This is a genomic window from Nostoc sp., from assembly GCF_036919575.1.
Classification (GTDB): Bacteria; Cyanobacteriota; Cyanobacteriia; order Cyanobacteriales; family Nostocaceae; genus Nostoc.
The window spans coordinates 72606-87528 of record NZ_JBALBY010000022.1; the positions used below are offsets into that span (position 1 = coordinate 72606).

12 protein-coding genes are annotated in these 14923 nt (G+C 43.5%); 8 read left to right on the plus strand and 4 right to left on the minus strand.

Going from position 1 to position 14923, the window contains the following annotated elements; translation table 11 throughout:
* Positions 1 to 11: 11 nt before the first annotated feature.
* Positions 12 to 470, minus strand: a complete 459-nt coding sequence (locus tag V7K27_RS07255; protein WP_334945718.1) for a hypothetical protein — start codon at positions 468 to 470, stop codon at positions 12 to 14.
* Between the two features lie 916 nt (positions 471 to 1386).
* A complete protein-coding gene (locus V7K27_RS07260) occupies positions 1387 to 2691 on the minus strand; it encodes an efflux RND transporter periplasmic adaptor subunit (protein WP_334945720.1) in 1305 nt (434 codons plus the stop codon).
* Positions 2692 to 3578: 887 nt separating this feature from the next.
* Between V7K27_RS07260 and V7K27_RS07265 the strand changes: the two genes are divergently transcribed.
* The gene (locus V7K27_RS07265) at positions 3579 to 4250 is read left to right on the plus strand and encodes a PEP-CTERM sorting domain-containing protein (protein WP_334945722.1); all 672 of its coding nucleotides are present in this window, start codon (positions 3579 to 3581) and stop codon (positions 4248 to 4250) included.
* Positions 4251 to 4774: 524 nt separating this feature from the next.
* Here V7K27_RS07265 and V7K27_RS07270 read toward each other — a convergent pair.
* Complete coding sequence (locus V7K27_RS07270; RefSeq protein ID WP_334945724.1) at positions 4775 to 4903, minus strand: hypothetical protein; 129 nt, start codon at positions 4901 to 4903, stop codon at positions 4775 to 4777.
* Positions 4904 to 4960: 57 nt separating this feature from the next.
* Between V7K27_RS07270 and V7K27_RS07275 the strand changes: the two genes are divergently transcribed.
* The 6 genes from V7K27_RS07275 (at position 4961) to cysE (ending at position 12171) form a co-directional block, all read left to right on the plus strand.
* Positions 4961 to 5665, plus strand: a complete 705-nt coding sequence (locus V7K27_RS07275; RefSeq protein WP_334945726.1) for a PEP-CTERM sorting domain-containing protein — start codon at positions 4961 to 4963, stop codon at positions 5663 to 5665.
* Between the two features lie 452 nt (positions 5666 to 6117).
* A complete protein-coding gene (gene atpD, locus V7K27_RS07280; RefSeq protein ID WP_334945728.1) occupies positions 6118 to 7566 on the plus strand; it encodes a F0F1 ATP synthase subunit beta in 1449 nt (482 codons plus the stop codon).
* Between the two features lie 88 nt (positions 7567 to 7654).
* Entirely contained in the window at positions 7655 to 8068 is a 414-nt protein-coding gene (gene atpC / locus V7K27_RS07285) for an ATP synthase F1 subunit epsilon (RefSeq protein ID WP_334945730.1), read from the plus strand.
* A gap of 152 nt (positions 8069 to 8220) precedes the next feature.
* A complete protein-coding gene (locus tag V7K27_RS07290; RefSeq protein WP_334945732.1) occupies positions 8221 to 10335 on the plus strand; it encodes an SPFH domain-containing protein in 2115 nt (704 codons plus the stop codon).
* A gap of 252 nt (positions 10336 to 10587) precedes the next feature.
* Entirely contained in the window at positions 10588 to 11079 is a 492-nt protein-coding gene (locus tag V7K27_RS07295) for a hypothetical protein (protein WP_334945734.1), read from the plus strand.
* 327 nt (positions 11080 to 11406) lie between these two features.
* Complete coding sequence (gene cysE / locus V7K27_RS07300; protein ID WP_334945736.1) at positions 11407 to 12171, plus strand: serine O-acetyltransferase; 765 nt, start codon at positions 11407 to 11409, stop codon at positions 12169 to 12171.
* A gap of 939 nt (positions 12172 to 13110) precedes the next feature.
* Here the strand turns inward: cysE and V7K27_RS07305 are convergent.
* A complete protein-coding gene (locus V7K27_RS07305) occupies positions 13111 to 13695 on the minus strand; it encodes an Npun_F5749 family FMN-dependent PPOX-type flavoprotein (protein ID WP_334945738.1) in 585 nt (194 codons plus the stop codon).
* 76 nt (positions 13696 to 13771) lie between these two features.
* On the opposite strand from V7K27_RS07305, the gene V7K27_RS07310 reads away from it, so the two are divergent.
* Positions 13772 to 14665 (plus strand): isopenicillin N synthase family dioxygenase, encoded by an 894-nt coding sequence (locus V7K27_RS07310; RefSeq protein ID WP_334945740.1) that lies wholly within the window; start codon positions 13772 to 13774, stop codon positions 14663 to 14665.
* Positions 14666 to 14923: the final 258 nt, after the last annotated feature.

Sequence of the window (14923 nt, forward strand, 5' to 3'; positions counted from 1 at the left end):
TTAAAGTACTCTTATTGTAAAAAGGGATTTTCTCGATTTACCCCGTATTGAAGATTTCCTGGACTTATGGGTAATTCAGCCGGACATGTTGACTGAGATAAGAGTGTTCCATTAAATGTAAAATTAGTATTATTGGAATTCATCGCAGTACCACTGATCACAGAGTCTGCTTGTTCTACTACACCATTAAGTGAGATAGTTGCTACTGGTGAAGGTGGATTTGTGACTGCTTGCCAACTTGTCTGATCGGCACTAACGTTATAAGTAGCGTTTTGTCCAGAAAAGCGGAGGATGCCGTTGGTGTTAAATTGAAAACAAGCAGTAAAAGAATCTCCCCGACTCGAATTAACATTGACATTGTAGCTTTTGCCCTGCACTCCAGCTTGTACTGGCGCAGCAAACAAGATTATCTGTCCAAGTAAACAAGTTAAAACTAAGCCACATTTAGATTGGATCATTTGCACTGACATAATTGTTTATCTCCGTTACATAATCAAGTAATTGCTTACCTTTACCCGTTGGTGACAGGTTCAGGTCATTAAGCATTTGTCAATAAGTAATGATGCTTAAAATTAAGTCAAAAGCGAGGTTGGAAACACAAATTTTCTAGCCTGCGATGCCGTCCGCATATCATCTCGTAGAGAAGGCGGGCTACGTCTACGCATCCATCATATTTAAAATTATCGTTTATTCTTATCCTTAAACCTTAGTATAAAGCTTAATAAGATAGATACTCGATAGCATGGATAATTTACAGCATAATCACTATTGACAAAACCAATTATACCTTCAACTGTCACGAATACTCTATTTTTAGGAGAGAGTTCAGAGTGTATTGTATACAAATGAGAAGCGCTATAGTTAACACTTCGCAAAAGTCCCCATCTTCAAGGGGCTAGGGGGGTTAGATTTTCGAGGCTTTGATGTTACGAAAAATACCTTTCAAATATTATCTTAGGGGTCTTTTTATTCCATACGCTTGGGTTAAGCAAAGCGCAACCCAACAAAGCACCGGAAACGTTGGGTTTCGTTACTTACAGCTATTTTCAGGTAAATAGACCACGCGGGTAGGGGCACAGAAAAAGCTCATGCGTGTCAACTTAAGGTGAAAACCAGCCTATAACCAGCTTTTAGCAGATTATCTCATGATCTCGTTCCCAGTCTCCGACTGGGAATGACCCTCATTGAGGCTCCGCCTCCGTAACTTGCGGCAGAGCCACCAGGAACTGCATTTCCAGCTTCTTGCTGGAAACGAGGTTTGAAAAGGGTTTTGCCTTAAGTTGACACCAATGAGCTTTTTCTGTGCCCTTGGCGCTAACCCAAGCGTATTGCTTTTTATTCAGCTAATTAGGTGGACAGTATATGAGCCGTCGAACTCACGTTTAATTAAGATTCTGGAACGATCGCAACACCATCCCTGAGATTGAGCAACCCTGAGATAATAACTTTATCTTCTGGCTGTAATCCTTCAATAACTTGGTAATTATTACCTTTGATCTGGCCTAGCTTCACTCGCTTTTGCCGAGCTACTTGTTGGGATACGCCTTGGGGAGATTTTTCAGTTTCAACTACATAAACAAAAGTGTCCCCAGCTATACGAGTCATTGCTGTTGTGGGGATTAAAACTCCGGGGCGCTGATTCCAGAACACTCTAGCCCTTACCAATTGATTTGCACGTAGCTGACCATTAGGGTTATTAAAAAGAGCTTTGATCAGTATGCCTTGTGTTTCATTACTGATATTAGGTGCAATGAAAAATACCCGACTTCTACCAAGCTTCTGACCTTGTGTGTTCATGACCTCCACTGGCATTCCCTTACGCAATTGGGGACTTTGCTGTAGTGGTACAGAGATATTGACTTCTAAAGGTCGATTTTGCGTAATATTAGCTAATTGTGTGGAAGTATTAACTAAATCACCTACTTTCACGGAGATGTCGCCAACTGTGCCACTAAAGGGAGCGGTAATTTTGTCGTACTGGAGTTTTTGAGTATTTATATTACTTTGCGGCAAAGCTTTTTCAGCTTGCAATATGGTGGCTCGTTGTGCTTGAATTCTAGAATCAATTGCATCAAGACTAGTCTTAGCAGTGGCAAGCCTATCAGCATACTGATTGCGAGTCTGTCGAGATATGGCTCCTTCCTCAGCTAGGGTGACATACTTTTCGTAGTTTTGCTGGTATAGTTGCACATTAGTAACGTAAGCTGGTCGTTCTGCTTCCAAAGATTTGAGTGCAGCGCGGGCGCTTTCCAGTTGCACTAAAAATACTTGAGGCACAGGATTGCTAAAAGCGATCGCTGCTTGTAGCGTAGAATCTACTTGGAGAATTACGGCTCCTGCTGCGACTAAATCTCCCGATTTGACAAATATTTGGGTAACTCGGCCTTGAATCCTGGGCTGGAGCGTGACTGAGCGCTGGGACTTTAGGCTAGCAATAAAATCTGAACTTTCCTCAATTATGCCGCTTTGTACTGTCGATATTTTGACTCTTACCCCTAAAGGTTGAGCGTTAGCAGTTGAAGGTGCTGAATTTTGCGTCCTCAGCAAACGCCAAACTAGAAATGCTCCGCCCCCTAACAATAGTAGTGCAGCTAAAAACAGCCAAAGCCACCGCCGTTTTCCAGAAGGTGGCTCAAATGAGGTTTGTGGAGGTTTGTCTCCAAAATCAGTTTGAGGCTCAGGGGATGTCATGGCTTATGAGGAACTTAAGGAACAAATTAACTAGAATTCAATTAAAACTTCATCTGTTGATCTTGAAATTAATGATTTGGCATGAGGTTTTGTGGCAAATTATGTGTTACCCCATCCAAATATACAGTTTTGATGATTCTATCTAAATCTACCGAAAGGTGAATCCCTAATTTTCCATCTCGTTATCATGGACAAGGTTTGGTGATGCTGGCCTACCCATGATTCCACCGCACAAAGTCAGTGATCTGTCTGAGTTAATATAAACGGATCTAACTTTAGGAGCAAATTTTCTGCGATCCTACTCTGTGGTCAGGCGAAGCGCCTATGCGTTTAAATTTCAACCCTCAATTCTGAATTCTGACGCCTCGGCGGAGCGTCTCCGGCTCCGCTCCTGAGTTCTGAATTCTTCTTATAAACCTATCTTAAAGCAACAACTTAATTTTACAAAGTTTTAGTCAATTATTTAGTTGATATTACGTATATAAGTCGCCTTACATCTAGGTTTTGGCTGCTATTTAATCTAATTTTGAATATATTTCTTATGTGAATACACGCAAATACTCTCGACACTAAATAAATTTGCCAGTAATCTAAGTAAATAAACGAATGAGGAAAACCCTGATAATAACCTCCTTAAATAACTAGAAGAGAAAAGCTAAATTTGAAATTTTAGTCATTTTCACTAGTGCTTATATCTGCGTAGGCGTAGCCCGTCGTAGACATCGCAGCGAAAGGCTAAACCCTTACCGATCGCAGGGGGAGTTTATGCCTAATTTTGCTGAAAAATTCGAGTGCAATCACAACGGAGTTTCTCAGCATTAATCGACAGTGATTAATTGTCGTTTGGAAGAATACACACCTTGAGAATTTTTGAAGAGAGTATAATCATGAATAAATCAATTGTTTTACAAAGCTTAAATAAAATCGGTATAGCATTAACAGCCTTGACCGCAATCGGATTTGCTACTACAAATTCTGCGATCGCAGCATCAGTTACAACCCTTTTACAGGATAGTTTTGATCAAGAAAATAACAGTGTTCCCACTTTAGATTACAATCCGTTTTCCAACTGGAATGTTATAAACGGCTCTGTGGACTTGATTGGAAATGGTTTTTGTGATTTCCTTCCTGGTAACGGACTATATCTGGATCTGGATGGATCAACATCTCAAGCTGGTACACTTCAATCTCAAAAAACATTTAACTTTCAAGCAGGAGACACAGTTAACCTCAGTTTCGAGCTTGCTGGGAACCGACGATATGATATGAGTGATTCTGTCACCGTATCTCTGGGTAATTTGTTTAGCGAAACATTCTCACTACCCGGAGATCAAACGTTTACAAACTTTACCCGAAGTTTCACCGTTGCCAACGCAACAAATGCCACATTAGATTTCAAAGGGATTGGCACAGATAATGTTGGATTGCTGCTTGACAATGTTACGTTGACTAAATCAGTTCCTGAACCTGCTTCAATTATGGGTCTTCTGGCTTTCGGTGCTTTCGGTGCTACTTCACTTCGCAAGCGCAAACAACAGCAATCCGCAATTAACGCCTAAATTATTCATCAAGATTTAAGTCCATAGTTTATAACTGCCGTGTTCGCTGCAAGACACGGCAATTTTTTATTTTGATGATCGTTTGGGGACACCATAGTTGCAAATCTCATAGTCAAATATAGTCAGACGTTTTGTTAAAAATTTTGTAGCAGGTCTTAATTACCCACCAAATTCTCTCAATCCCCAATCCCGAATACAAATTTCTGCTGCCCAGTTCTTAAGTGTAGATTCTGCTTACATAGCCAGACTTATACATAATCACGCTGGTAAATCTATCTTAAAGCAACAACTTAATTTTACAAAGGCTTAGTCAATTATTTAGTTGATATTGCGGGTATAAGTCCCCTTAGATCTAGGTTTTGGCTGCTATTTAATCTAATTTGGAATGTATTTCTTATGTGAATACACGCAAATACTCTCGACACTAAATAAATTTGTCAGTAATCTAAGTGAATAAGCAAGTGAGGAGAACACTTTTAATCACCTCCTTAAATAACTAGAAAACAAAAGCTAAGTTCAAAACTTTAGTCATTTTCACTAGTGCTTATATCTGCGTAGGCGTAGCCCGTCGTAGACATCGCAGCGAAAAGCTGAAACTTCACCTGTCGCACTTGAGGCGTTATGTGCAATTTCGCCGATGTTTTTGCTGACATTATTTGGTTGGCAAAACTCCTACTATTAAATACCAATTTTTTGGAGAAATGTATTGTATGACAATTTCAACTGTTATGAAAAACTTATCGATGGCTACTATTGGAGCAACATTTATAGCTCTGTCCACACTAGGCGTATCAAAGGCAGAAGCGGCGGTAATCGTTCTTGACTTTGAAGGAGTTGGTGATATACAACCTGTTGGTAATTTCTACAATACAGCTCCCCAAGACTTTGATATCACCTTCTCATCTAATGCATTGGGTCTTGTTGATTCTGATGCTGGCGGTCGGGGTAATTTTGGTGGTGAACCCAGCCCAGACACAATTCTATACTTTCTAGATGGCTCTGGTGTAACCTTGAACGCACGAAATGGCTTCGACACTGGGTTGTCATTTTTCTATTCGGCGGTCAATAAGCCCGGATTTGTGAATATATACAGCGGACTTGGCGCTAGGGGAAATTTACTTGCCAGTATAAATTTACCATTAACAACCTTTAATGGAGCACCTGACCCAACTGGCGAATTTAGCCCATTCGTTCCCATTGGCATATCGTTTTCAGGTATTGCCAAATCAGTATATTTTGGAGGAACAAAGAATGAGATTGCCTTTGATAATATCACCTTGGGTTCGGTAATCCCTGGTGGTTCTAAATCTGTGCCTGAACCAGGTTCTATATTAGGTGTGTTAGCAGTAGGTGCTTTCGGTGCTAATACGCTACTGAAGCGCAAACAGCAACAAAAAGCTACAGCCAAAATATAAGGGCATAACAAATTTACTTTAGTAACTGCCGTGTCTGCCATTGAAGGATACGGCAGTTTTTTATGTGGAGTTTTCCCAAATCGTCATTATCGAACAGAATTCAGGAGTCAGGAGTCAGAATACAAGAAGGGTATTCTGTGCGAAAAAGCGGATGAATAATCGGCGTTTTTGCACCCCCACCAAAAATTCTAGTTTTGTGGTCAACAAGAAAGTCGCCGGTCCCAATCCCCGACTGATTGATTCTGACTCCTAAATTCTGACTCCTGAATTCAGAATAGCTGAATTCTTCTTCAACTCATACAACTTAGCCTAATTTCTAATCCCAAGCTGCTTTTTAAGGAATTACTAAGGGAGTTATGTCCCCGTCCGGTGCTAGAGTGAAAGGTGACATTGCTTAATTTTATGTCTTCTTGGACCTTATCTGAAATCTAGCTTCAATCATTAGGCGCAGCATGGTAACAACGGCAGAAAAAACAAACATAGGCTACATTACCCAAATCATTGGCCCAGTTGTAGACGTTAAATTTCCCGGCGGGAAATTGCCACAAATCTACAACGCTTTGAAAATCAAAGGCACCAACGAAGCTGGACAGGAAATCAACATCACCGTTGAAGTACAGCAACTGCTGGGCGACAACCAGGTGAGGACTGTGGCGATGAGTTCCACCGAAGGCTTAGTGCGCGGTTTTGAAGTCACCGATACAGGCGCTTCCATTAGCGTACCAGTTGGTAAAGCCACTTTGGGTCGGATTTTCAACGTTCTTGGCGAACCTGTGGACAACAGGGGACCTGTAAATGCTGAGACAACTTTACCCATCCACCGCTCTGCTCCCAAATTCACTGACCTGGAAACCAAACCTTCGGTGTTTGAGACTGGGATTAAAGTTGTTGACCTTCTGACTCCCTATCGACGCGGCGGTAAGATTGGTCTATTCGGCGGTGCTGGTGTTGGTAAGACCGTGATCATGATGGAGTTGATCAACAACATCGCTACCCAGCACGGTGGAGTATCCGTTTTTGCTGGCGTGGGTGAGCGCACCCGTGAAGGCAATGACCTCTACAACGAAATGATTGAATCTGGGGTGATCAATAACGAGAACCTCAATGATTCCAAGATTGCTCTTGTGTATGGTCAGATGAACGAGCCACCCGGAGCGAGAATGCGGGTTGGTCTGTCGGGATTGACAATGGCAGAATACTTCCGGGACGTGAGCAAGCAGGATGTGCTGCTGTTTATTGACAACATTTTCCGGTTTGTGCAAGCAGGTTCGGAAGTATCGGCGCTACTGGGTCGGATGCCCTCAGCCGTAGGATATCAGCCGACATTGGGAACCGACGTCGGTGAACTGCAAGAGCGGATTACCTCGACTACAGAGGGTTCGATTACCTCCATTCAGGCAGTATACGTACCTGCGGATGACCTCACCGACCCCGCACCTGCTACCACCTTCGCCCACTTGGACGGTACAACAGTGCTGTCTCGCGGTTTGGCATCTAAGGGAATTTATCCCGCAGTTGACCCCCTTGGTTCGACTTCCACGATGCTCCAGCCGAATATTGTCGGTGACGAACACTACAATACGGCTCGGGCGGTGCAATCAACTCTGCAACGTTATAAAGAACTTCAGGACATTATCGCCATTCTCGGTCTAGATGAGTTGTCTGAAGATGACCGTCTGATCGTAGCGCGGGCCCGGAAAGTTGAGCGTTTCTTGTCCCAGCCGTTCTTTGTGGCAGAAGTATTCACCGGTTCTCCTGGTAAATATGTGAAGTTGGAAGATACCATCAAAGGGTTCCAAAAGATTCTGTCTGGTGAGTTGGATGATCTGCCAGAACAGGCTTTCTACTTGGTTGGCGATATTAACGAAGCGATCGCCAAAGCTGCAAAAATCAAAGGTTAGTCATTAGTCATTGGTCATTAGTCATTAGTTAAAGTGCTAATGGCTAATGGCAAAGGACAAAGGACGAAGGACAAAGGACAAAAGACAAATGACATTAACCGTTCGTGTAATTTCCCCCGATAAAACAGTATGGGATGCCCCAGCTGAAGAAGTCGTTTTGCCTAGCACTACTGGTCAACTAGGTATCCTAACTGGACACGCACCACTTTTGACCGCCCTGGATACTGGTGTAATGCGAGTCCGCGCCGCTAAAAATCAGAATTGGCAAGCGATCGCTCTTTTGGGTGGCTTTGCCGAAGTCGAACAAAATGAAGTGACAATTCTGGTTAACGGTGCTGAACGTGGCGACAAAATTAACCTTGAAGAAGCTCGTGCTGCTTACAACCAAGCAGAAGCGCGTCTGAATCAAGTTTCAGGAGGCGATCGCCAAGCCCAAATTCAGGCAACCCAAGCCTTCAAACGCGCCCGCGCTCGGTTTCAAGCGGCTGGCGGTTTGGTCTAATTTAATTTCTATTTCAACTTTGTAGGTTGGGCAATGTCCAACCTACAAAATATTTATTAAATTTAAAAAAAATTACGCCAAGTTTAAGAAATCCAGGTCAGCCTTGGTGAAGTGTTAAGTTAGCTAATTAGTTGTCCTAATGGACACAAATTATGAAAAGCCTTTCATTTTCCCTTGGTACACGTAAACAAAATAAGGTAGCTCGTTTTGCAGCATCTGTCGTAGCAACGCTAGCGATCGCTGGTAGTATTCATTCTGCCAATGCTACTTCTGTAAACATAACTACTGCAAAAGAAATCACTTCCGCCACTGTCCAGCTAAATCAGACCACACCAAATATTACCCAGTTACAAACTAGCAGGACTCAATATCAAGCTGCCGGAATTGATGGTTTTGTACTGGTTCCCATCGTCCTGGTTGGCGGTTTAGTTATATTTGTCCCCTTGTTCTTTGGCGGACTAGTGGTGATTGGCGAACGTGAAGTTGGGATTGTGGTGAGGAAATTTACCCTTTCCGGGCGTGGACTTCCCGCCGGTAGTTTGATTGCCCTCAACGGCGAAGCTGGCTTGCAAGCAGATACTTTAGCTCCTGGTTGGCACTGGGGCTATTGGCCTTGGCAATATTCTGTAAAGAAAGAGCCGGTAATTGTCGTTCCCCAAGGGGAAATCGCTTTGATTGTGGCCGCAGATGGAGCATCCAACCCACCAGAGCGGATTTTGGGTAAAATTGTGGGTTGTGACAACTTCCAAGATGCTCGGAAATTCCTTATCCAAGGTGGCGAAAAAGGGCGGCAAATGGGTTTTCTCACGGCTGGTACGTACCGGATGAATACTGCCCTGTTTAAAGTCATCATGGCAGCAAATGCCAGCGCTCATGGCATGACTCCAGAACAGTTGCGGGTGTACAGTCTGGCATCTGATAAAGTTGGCATCGTCACCACCTTAGATGGTGTACCAATTTCTGCTGGTGAACTCGCAGGACCGATAATTGACGGACACAATAACTTCCAAAATGGTCAGAAATTTATTGATGGTGGTGGACGGCGAGGCTTACAAGAGCAGACCTTGCTTTCTGGTTCTTGGAACTTGAATCCTTGGTTTGTTCAGGTTGAGCAAGTGCCGATGACAGAAATTCCCATTGGGTATGTGGGTGTGGTGATTTCTTTCGTCGGTAAGGCGCATCAAGATGTCAGTGGTGCAGCTTTCACCCACGGTAACTTGGTAAATCAGGGACATAAGGGTGTGTGGGTCGAACCGCTATATCCTGGTAAGCATCCGATTAATTCCCGGATTATGAAGATGGAACTGGTGCCAACAACCAACATTGTCTTAAACTGGTCAGGTCGTACTGAACGCCACAGCTATGATGCTCAACTAGCTTCTCTAACTGTGCGATCGCGTGATGGATTTGCCTTTGATTTGGAAGTAGCACAAATTATCCATGTCGGTGCTTTAGATGCCCCGAAGGTAATTTCTCGCGTCGGTGCAATGCAAAATCTGGTAGACCATGTATTAGAACCGACTATCGGTAATTATTTCCGCAACTCAGCCCAAAACTGTACTGTACTCGACTTTCTAACTGCTCGGAGTGAGCGACAAACTGAGGCTTCTGAGTATATTAAAACAGCATTGCGGGCTTATGACGTGCAAGCGATCGACACCCTCATTGGTGATATTCAGCCACCAGCATCACTAATGCAGACACAGACAGACCGGAAAATTGCTGAAGAAGAACGCAAGACTTATGAAGTGCAGCAAATGGCGCAAACCCAACGCCAGCAGCTTGTTCGGGAAACGGCACTGGCTAATATTCAGCAAGAAATGGTGAAATCTGAGCAGAGTGTACATATAGCTGACCTAAAAGCCCAAGCTCAAATCAAAGAGGCGAACGGTGAAGCTGAGGGTACAAAACTCCGGGCAATTGCTGAGGCTGAAGGTATTCGTGCCACAGGTAACGCCAAAGCTGAAACATATAGTGCTGGTGTGGAAGCTTTGGGTTCACAAGGTTATACAGCAATGCAACTAATGCAGATTATCGGCGATCGCAATGTCCGCTTGATTCCAGATGTCTTAGTTAGCGGTAACGGTAGCAATAACGGCTTAGTGGATGGGCTACTATCCCTGATTTTATGGAATCAAACTGGTAAAGGTGAATTGACACCAACACCTTTGCATGCACAACCAGTAGTTACCAAAGCACAACCAACCGCAGAAAACGGTCTTCCACCTATAGTTGTGAATTTTCCGACGGATAAGCAACATTCCTAATAATATGAATCGGCGAGTGTACATCTGTACAATCGAATAGCTCAAAAAAACCTCACCCTGGTTCTGCTACGCAAAACCTGTCCCTCTCCTTAGCAAGGAGAGGGATGTCCGTCAGGACAGGGTGAGGTTTTTATTTTGAATTGTGAATGTGGCAAATTTTAATGTGGCACATTCAACCGAAATTTCACTATATTTTTTTCATTAAAATATGTATATATCATTACTAATTTAAAAGCCTGTTGGAGGGCTACTATGAAATACTGTCGCCCCCGACTTCAGTTTAGAAATGGCTGGCTGTTGGCTATACTTACTGCCATAACAGCTACCCCTGCAATCGCACAGACAGCAAATTTTGGTACTTTCAGCCTGTCAACAAACTTTAATCCAGCACAAGGAACAGTGCAGGGGTTTACAGGTGGTTCTTACTCATTGTCTGCCATAAGTAACCGCGATCGCGATCAAAAAGCCTGTATCGGTTTTGCCGATCCTACTCCAGATCATATTATGGTTTTGGAAAAGGACTTTTCCCAGATGACAATACAAGTCGATAGCAACAATAGCGACACCACTTTACTGATCCAAGGTCCAGATCAAACGACGATTCGTTGCGGCGATGACACTGGCAAAAGTAAAGATGCTAGCGTTAGCGATCGCAACTGGAAAAGCGGCACCTATCGGATTTGGGTAGGTACATTTAATCCTGGGGTCAAGCGCGATTATACTCTGAAGGTGGAGCAGCAGTGAAGGGGGGACTGGGGAGTGGGGAGTGGGGATGAGGGAGATGAGGGAGATGAGGGAGTAAGAATTTTAGATTTTGCGAACGCGAAGAGCGTGTCGGAGACAAAAGTTGCGTGCGGGGGTGGAGGAGTTTGAGCAAACTTTTCAAGACAGATTTTAGATTAAAGAATTGAAATTTAATCCAAAATCGTCAATCCAAAATCCAAAATTGAATTGCCCAATGCCCCATGCCCCATGCCCAATGCCCAATGCCCAATGCCCAATTTTTACGTGTAACACCTGAAAGGATAATATGGAAGAGTAGCTTGTTGTGCTTTCCGAGGGTGCTATCTCGTGCTATCTATACTGCGTGCTGACTTTCGTATCATATTTGAACGTGACCCAGCTGCCCGTAACTGGTTGGAAGTTTTATTTTGTTACCCTGGTTTGCAAGCCCTGATATTCCATAGGCTGGCTCACTGGCTGTATACTCTTGGTCTTCCCTTTATTCCCCGCCTGATTTCTCACTTGACTCGGTTTTTGACTGGAATTGAAATCCACCCTGGTGCAGTAATTGGGCAAAGTGTGTTTATTGACCACGGCATGGGTGTAGTAATTGGTGAAACTGCGATCGTGGGAGATTATGCTCTCATTTATCAAGGTGTCACCCTTGGCGGTACTGGTAAAGAATGTGGCAAGCGCCATCCCACCGTGGGTGAAAATGTCGTATTCGGAGCTGGAGCGAAGGTGCTGGGCAATATCCAAATTGGCAATAATGTCCGTATCGGCGCTGGGTCTGTTGTTCTAAGGGATGTGCCTTCAGACTGTACTGTAGTAGGTGTGCCTGGGCGGATCGTATATCGTTCTGGAGTCCGGGTTGCACCTCTTGAACACAATAACTTACCAGATTCGGAAGCTCAAGTAATTCGCGCTTTAGTAGACCGGATTGAGGCGCTGGAAGAACAAATACAAACTCTTCAGCGCACCAACTCTTCTGCAAAAACTCTTGTCTTCGCAGGTTGTGTAGCTTCTAACCAAGCTGATTTATCACAAGATGCTCCTGTGTGTAGCCTTAAAGATAAGGCAATACAGGAGTTTCTAGATGGTGCGGGTATTTAAATAAAGTTAGGAGTTAAGAGTGAGGAGTGAGGAATAAAAATCATCAGTAGTCGAACAGAATTAATTACACAATGTAATTGCGAATGAACCAACTTCCAGGGCTATTTCATTCTTGGCATAACCCGCCCGGAAAGAAATTTCCTTTTCTTATAGTCCAAGTCCGTTTTAACGGACTCAAAAGCTTATTGATAGTCGGTTTTAACTCACATCTTGCACCATTCTCAATTAGCACCATCGCCCGCCCAGAACTCAAGTTCTGGGCTGATAGCTCAACTCCACGCTTAGTGGACTCAAACTTTTGCTCAGTCTTCTTTAGAAGACTTTAGGACTTACGCATTGACAAGAAAGAGTAAATATATATAACGCAAAAAACCACATTTTTCGTAGGGGTAAAGCGCAATGCTCATTGGTGTCAACTTAACGTGAAAAGGGCGGTTAGAAACCGCGTCTACACGAGGAAAAACCCACCTTTCCTGCGGAACGCCAAGGGCGAACGTGGGTTAAGAATCCTTGATTCGTTAAGAGTCTCCGACTGGGAATGCCCCTCATTGAGGCTCCGCCTCCGTAACTTGCGGCAGAGCCACCAGGATCTGCATTTCCAGCTTCTTGCTGGAAACGAGATTTTAAATCAGTTTTGGCTTAAGTTGACACCAATGAGCATTGCTAAACCCCTACAGCATGGTCTATTTACGATCCAAGGATAATTAAGAAAAGCCTGAAACAACCTATTTTGATTGATGCACATCATGATAAATTTGTACAGTGCGTAAGTCCTAGACTTTAGCTATTAGCCTCAGAATGAATTCTGAGGCGGTTGTTGGAACTGATGCAAGATATCAGTTAAAACCGACTTTAGCTATGAGATGGGGAATTTATTTCCTGGCGGACTAGGGGAGAATGAAATAACCCTGTTTAACTCCTAACTCCTAACTGACAAAATTAAGGATTAATTTTTTCACAAAACCACTCTTGATTTTCATCACAGTGATAAAACCTTCGATTTTGTGGTTCGCCACGTAATTCTAAATGATCTACCTGCACCGGATCGAGTAGCAGTAGACAAAAATTAGGCATTGGCTGCACGGGGTCGGGTGCTGGTGGTGCAAAAGCTTCTGGGGTTTCGACTCTGGGTTTACCAGGATGCGGCCAAGCAAACTGTAAACGCGCCGCATCACTCAATTCTTGCCACATACTCATCCGGGCTGGCTGTAAATTCTGGTCAGAATCATCACCGCTTACTAGGGTCAAACAACCTGTGATTCGGAATTGTTCTCGTGTATTGGGAAAGTACCAGCAAACTTCTGCCCAAGGTTCTTGCTGTATCTGGTCGGCTTTGGCGCTACGGGCATCGGTGATAAATTTTAGCTGGTTTGTATCTTCCAGAAAGCCGCGAAAAACTAGGGTACGATTAGCGGGGCGACCATTCGCCTGCACCGTTGCTAGTTGGAGGTAACGGGCATAAACAAGGCTGCGGTTGCGATGGAGCGCATGGGCGATCGCGCTTCGCCAAGGAGCAAGAGACATTGTAAAGTTCCGTACCTAAGTATTGAGTATACTACTTTATATGTTAACAAAACACAAAATTTCTAATTCTGTATAAATGGTTACAATTCCTGTAATAAATTTAACTGCCTTTACCAGTGGCAGCACAACAACTCGGCAAAGTGTTATCAAACAAATCTATCAAGCTTGCCATGAAATTGGCTTTATGTACTTGCAGAATTCAGGAATATCAAAAGACCTAATAAAGCAAGTATTCACTCAGAGCAAATCTTTCTTCAATTTACCTTTAGAAGTTAAGCAAAAGCAAGCTTGGAGTGATGAATTTAGCAACACGGGTTATGTTGGTCTTGAGAGAGAACGTCTTGTCCCCAATAAACCAGGCGACCTGAAAGAGGCATTGAATTTAGGTAAACAAGAGGCTGTAGACATAGATGCTTCTATTCTCGCCTTTTATGATAGTTGCACAGAACTTGCTAACACGGTACTGCAAGCATTTGCTTTGGCCTTGGAATTGTCAGAAGATTTTTTTATAACAAGACACAATCAACAACATCATACCTTGCGATTGCTCCACTATCCCCCATTGCAAACACCACCCAAACCCGGACAAGTGCGTGCTGGTGAGCATTCCGATTATGGCAGTATTACATTACTTTTCCAAGATGAGGTTGAGGGATTGGAAGTAAAGACAACATCTGGAGAGTGGATTGCCGCGCCTGCAATTCCTGATACTGTAGTAGTCAATACTGGCGATTTAATGCAACGGTGGACAAATCATCTGTTTTGCTCAACCAAGCATCGGGTAATGATTCCCAGCGATCGCAGGGTGAACCAGTCTCGGTATTCTATCGCTTTTTTCTGTCATCCTAATGATCATACAGAAATTGCTTGTTTGGAGAGTTGCCAGAAAGAACAATCGCCTATTTATCCCCCTATCCTTGCGGGAGAATATCTTTTAAGTCGTTTACAAGCAACTTATACAAATTCGTGACTGTAGGAGAATATCTGATCATAAATGGCAAAAGGATTAGGGCGAACCTACCGTAAGTAAGCTCGCCCTAACTTGTATTTAATGTTGAATTGTCGTCGGAAGTTTTGAAATCCTGCCTACGGCACGCTACGTGAACGTCGAGCCTGGGGATTAGGGTATGAGAAAATCAGGAAAATCTTACCAAATTATTCAGGAGCCGTGTGAAGTTAACGTCTCATTCACGGTTTGTCAACGCCGAGTCAGGAGGGTGAATTCCTG

What these genes read in the sequence shown, in the direction of transcription:
- V7K27_RS07305 (WP_334945738.1), bottom strand. Translation starts at nt 13,695, where the DNA reads ATGTCTCTTGCTCCTTGGCGAAGCGCGATCGCCCATGCGCTCCATCGC.
- atpC (WP_334945730.1), top strand. Translation starts at nt 7,655, where the DNA reads ATGACATTAACCGTTCGTGTAATTTCCCCCGATAAAACAGTATGGGAT.
- V7K27_RS07265 (WP_334945722.1), top strand. Translation starts at nt 3,579, where the DNA reads ATGAATAAATCAATTGTTTTACAAAGCTTAAATAAAATCGGTATAGCA.
- V7K27_RS07270 (WP_334945724.1), bottom strand. Translation starts at nt 4,903, where the DNA reads ATGTCAGCAAAAACATCGGCGAAATTGCACATAACGCCTCAAGTGCGA.
- V7K27_RS07290 (WP_334945732.1), top strand. Translation starts at nt 8,221, where the DNA reads ATGAAAAGCCTTTCATTTTCCCTTGGTACACGTAAACAAAATAAGGTA.
- atpD (WP_334945728.1), top strand. Translation starts at nt 6,118, where the DNA reads ATGGTAACAACGGCAGAAAAAACAAACATAGGCTACATTACCCAAATC.
- V7K27_RS07255 (WP_334945718.1), bottom strand. Translation starts at nt 470, where the DNA reads ATGTCAGTGCAAATGATCCAATCTAAATGTGGCTTAGTTTTAACTTGT.
- V7K27_RS07260 (WP_334945720.1), bottom strand. Translation starts at nt 2,691, where the DNA reads ATGACATCCCCTGAGCCTCAAACTGATTTTGGAGACAAACCTCCACAA.
- V7K27_RS07295 (WP_334945734.1), top strand. Translation starts at nt 10,588, where the DNA reads ATGAAATACTGTCGCCCCCGACTTCAGTTTAGAAATGGCTGGCTGTTG.
- V7K27_RS07310 (WP_334945740.1), top strand. Translation starts at nt 13,772, where the DNA reads ATGGTTACAATTCCTGTAATAAATTTAACTGCCTTTACCAGTGGCAGC.
- V7K27_RS07275 (WP_334945726.1), top strand. Translation starts at nt 4,961, where the DNA reads ATGACAATTTCAACTGTTATGAAAAACTTATCGATGGCTACTATTGGA.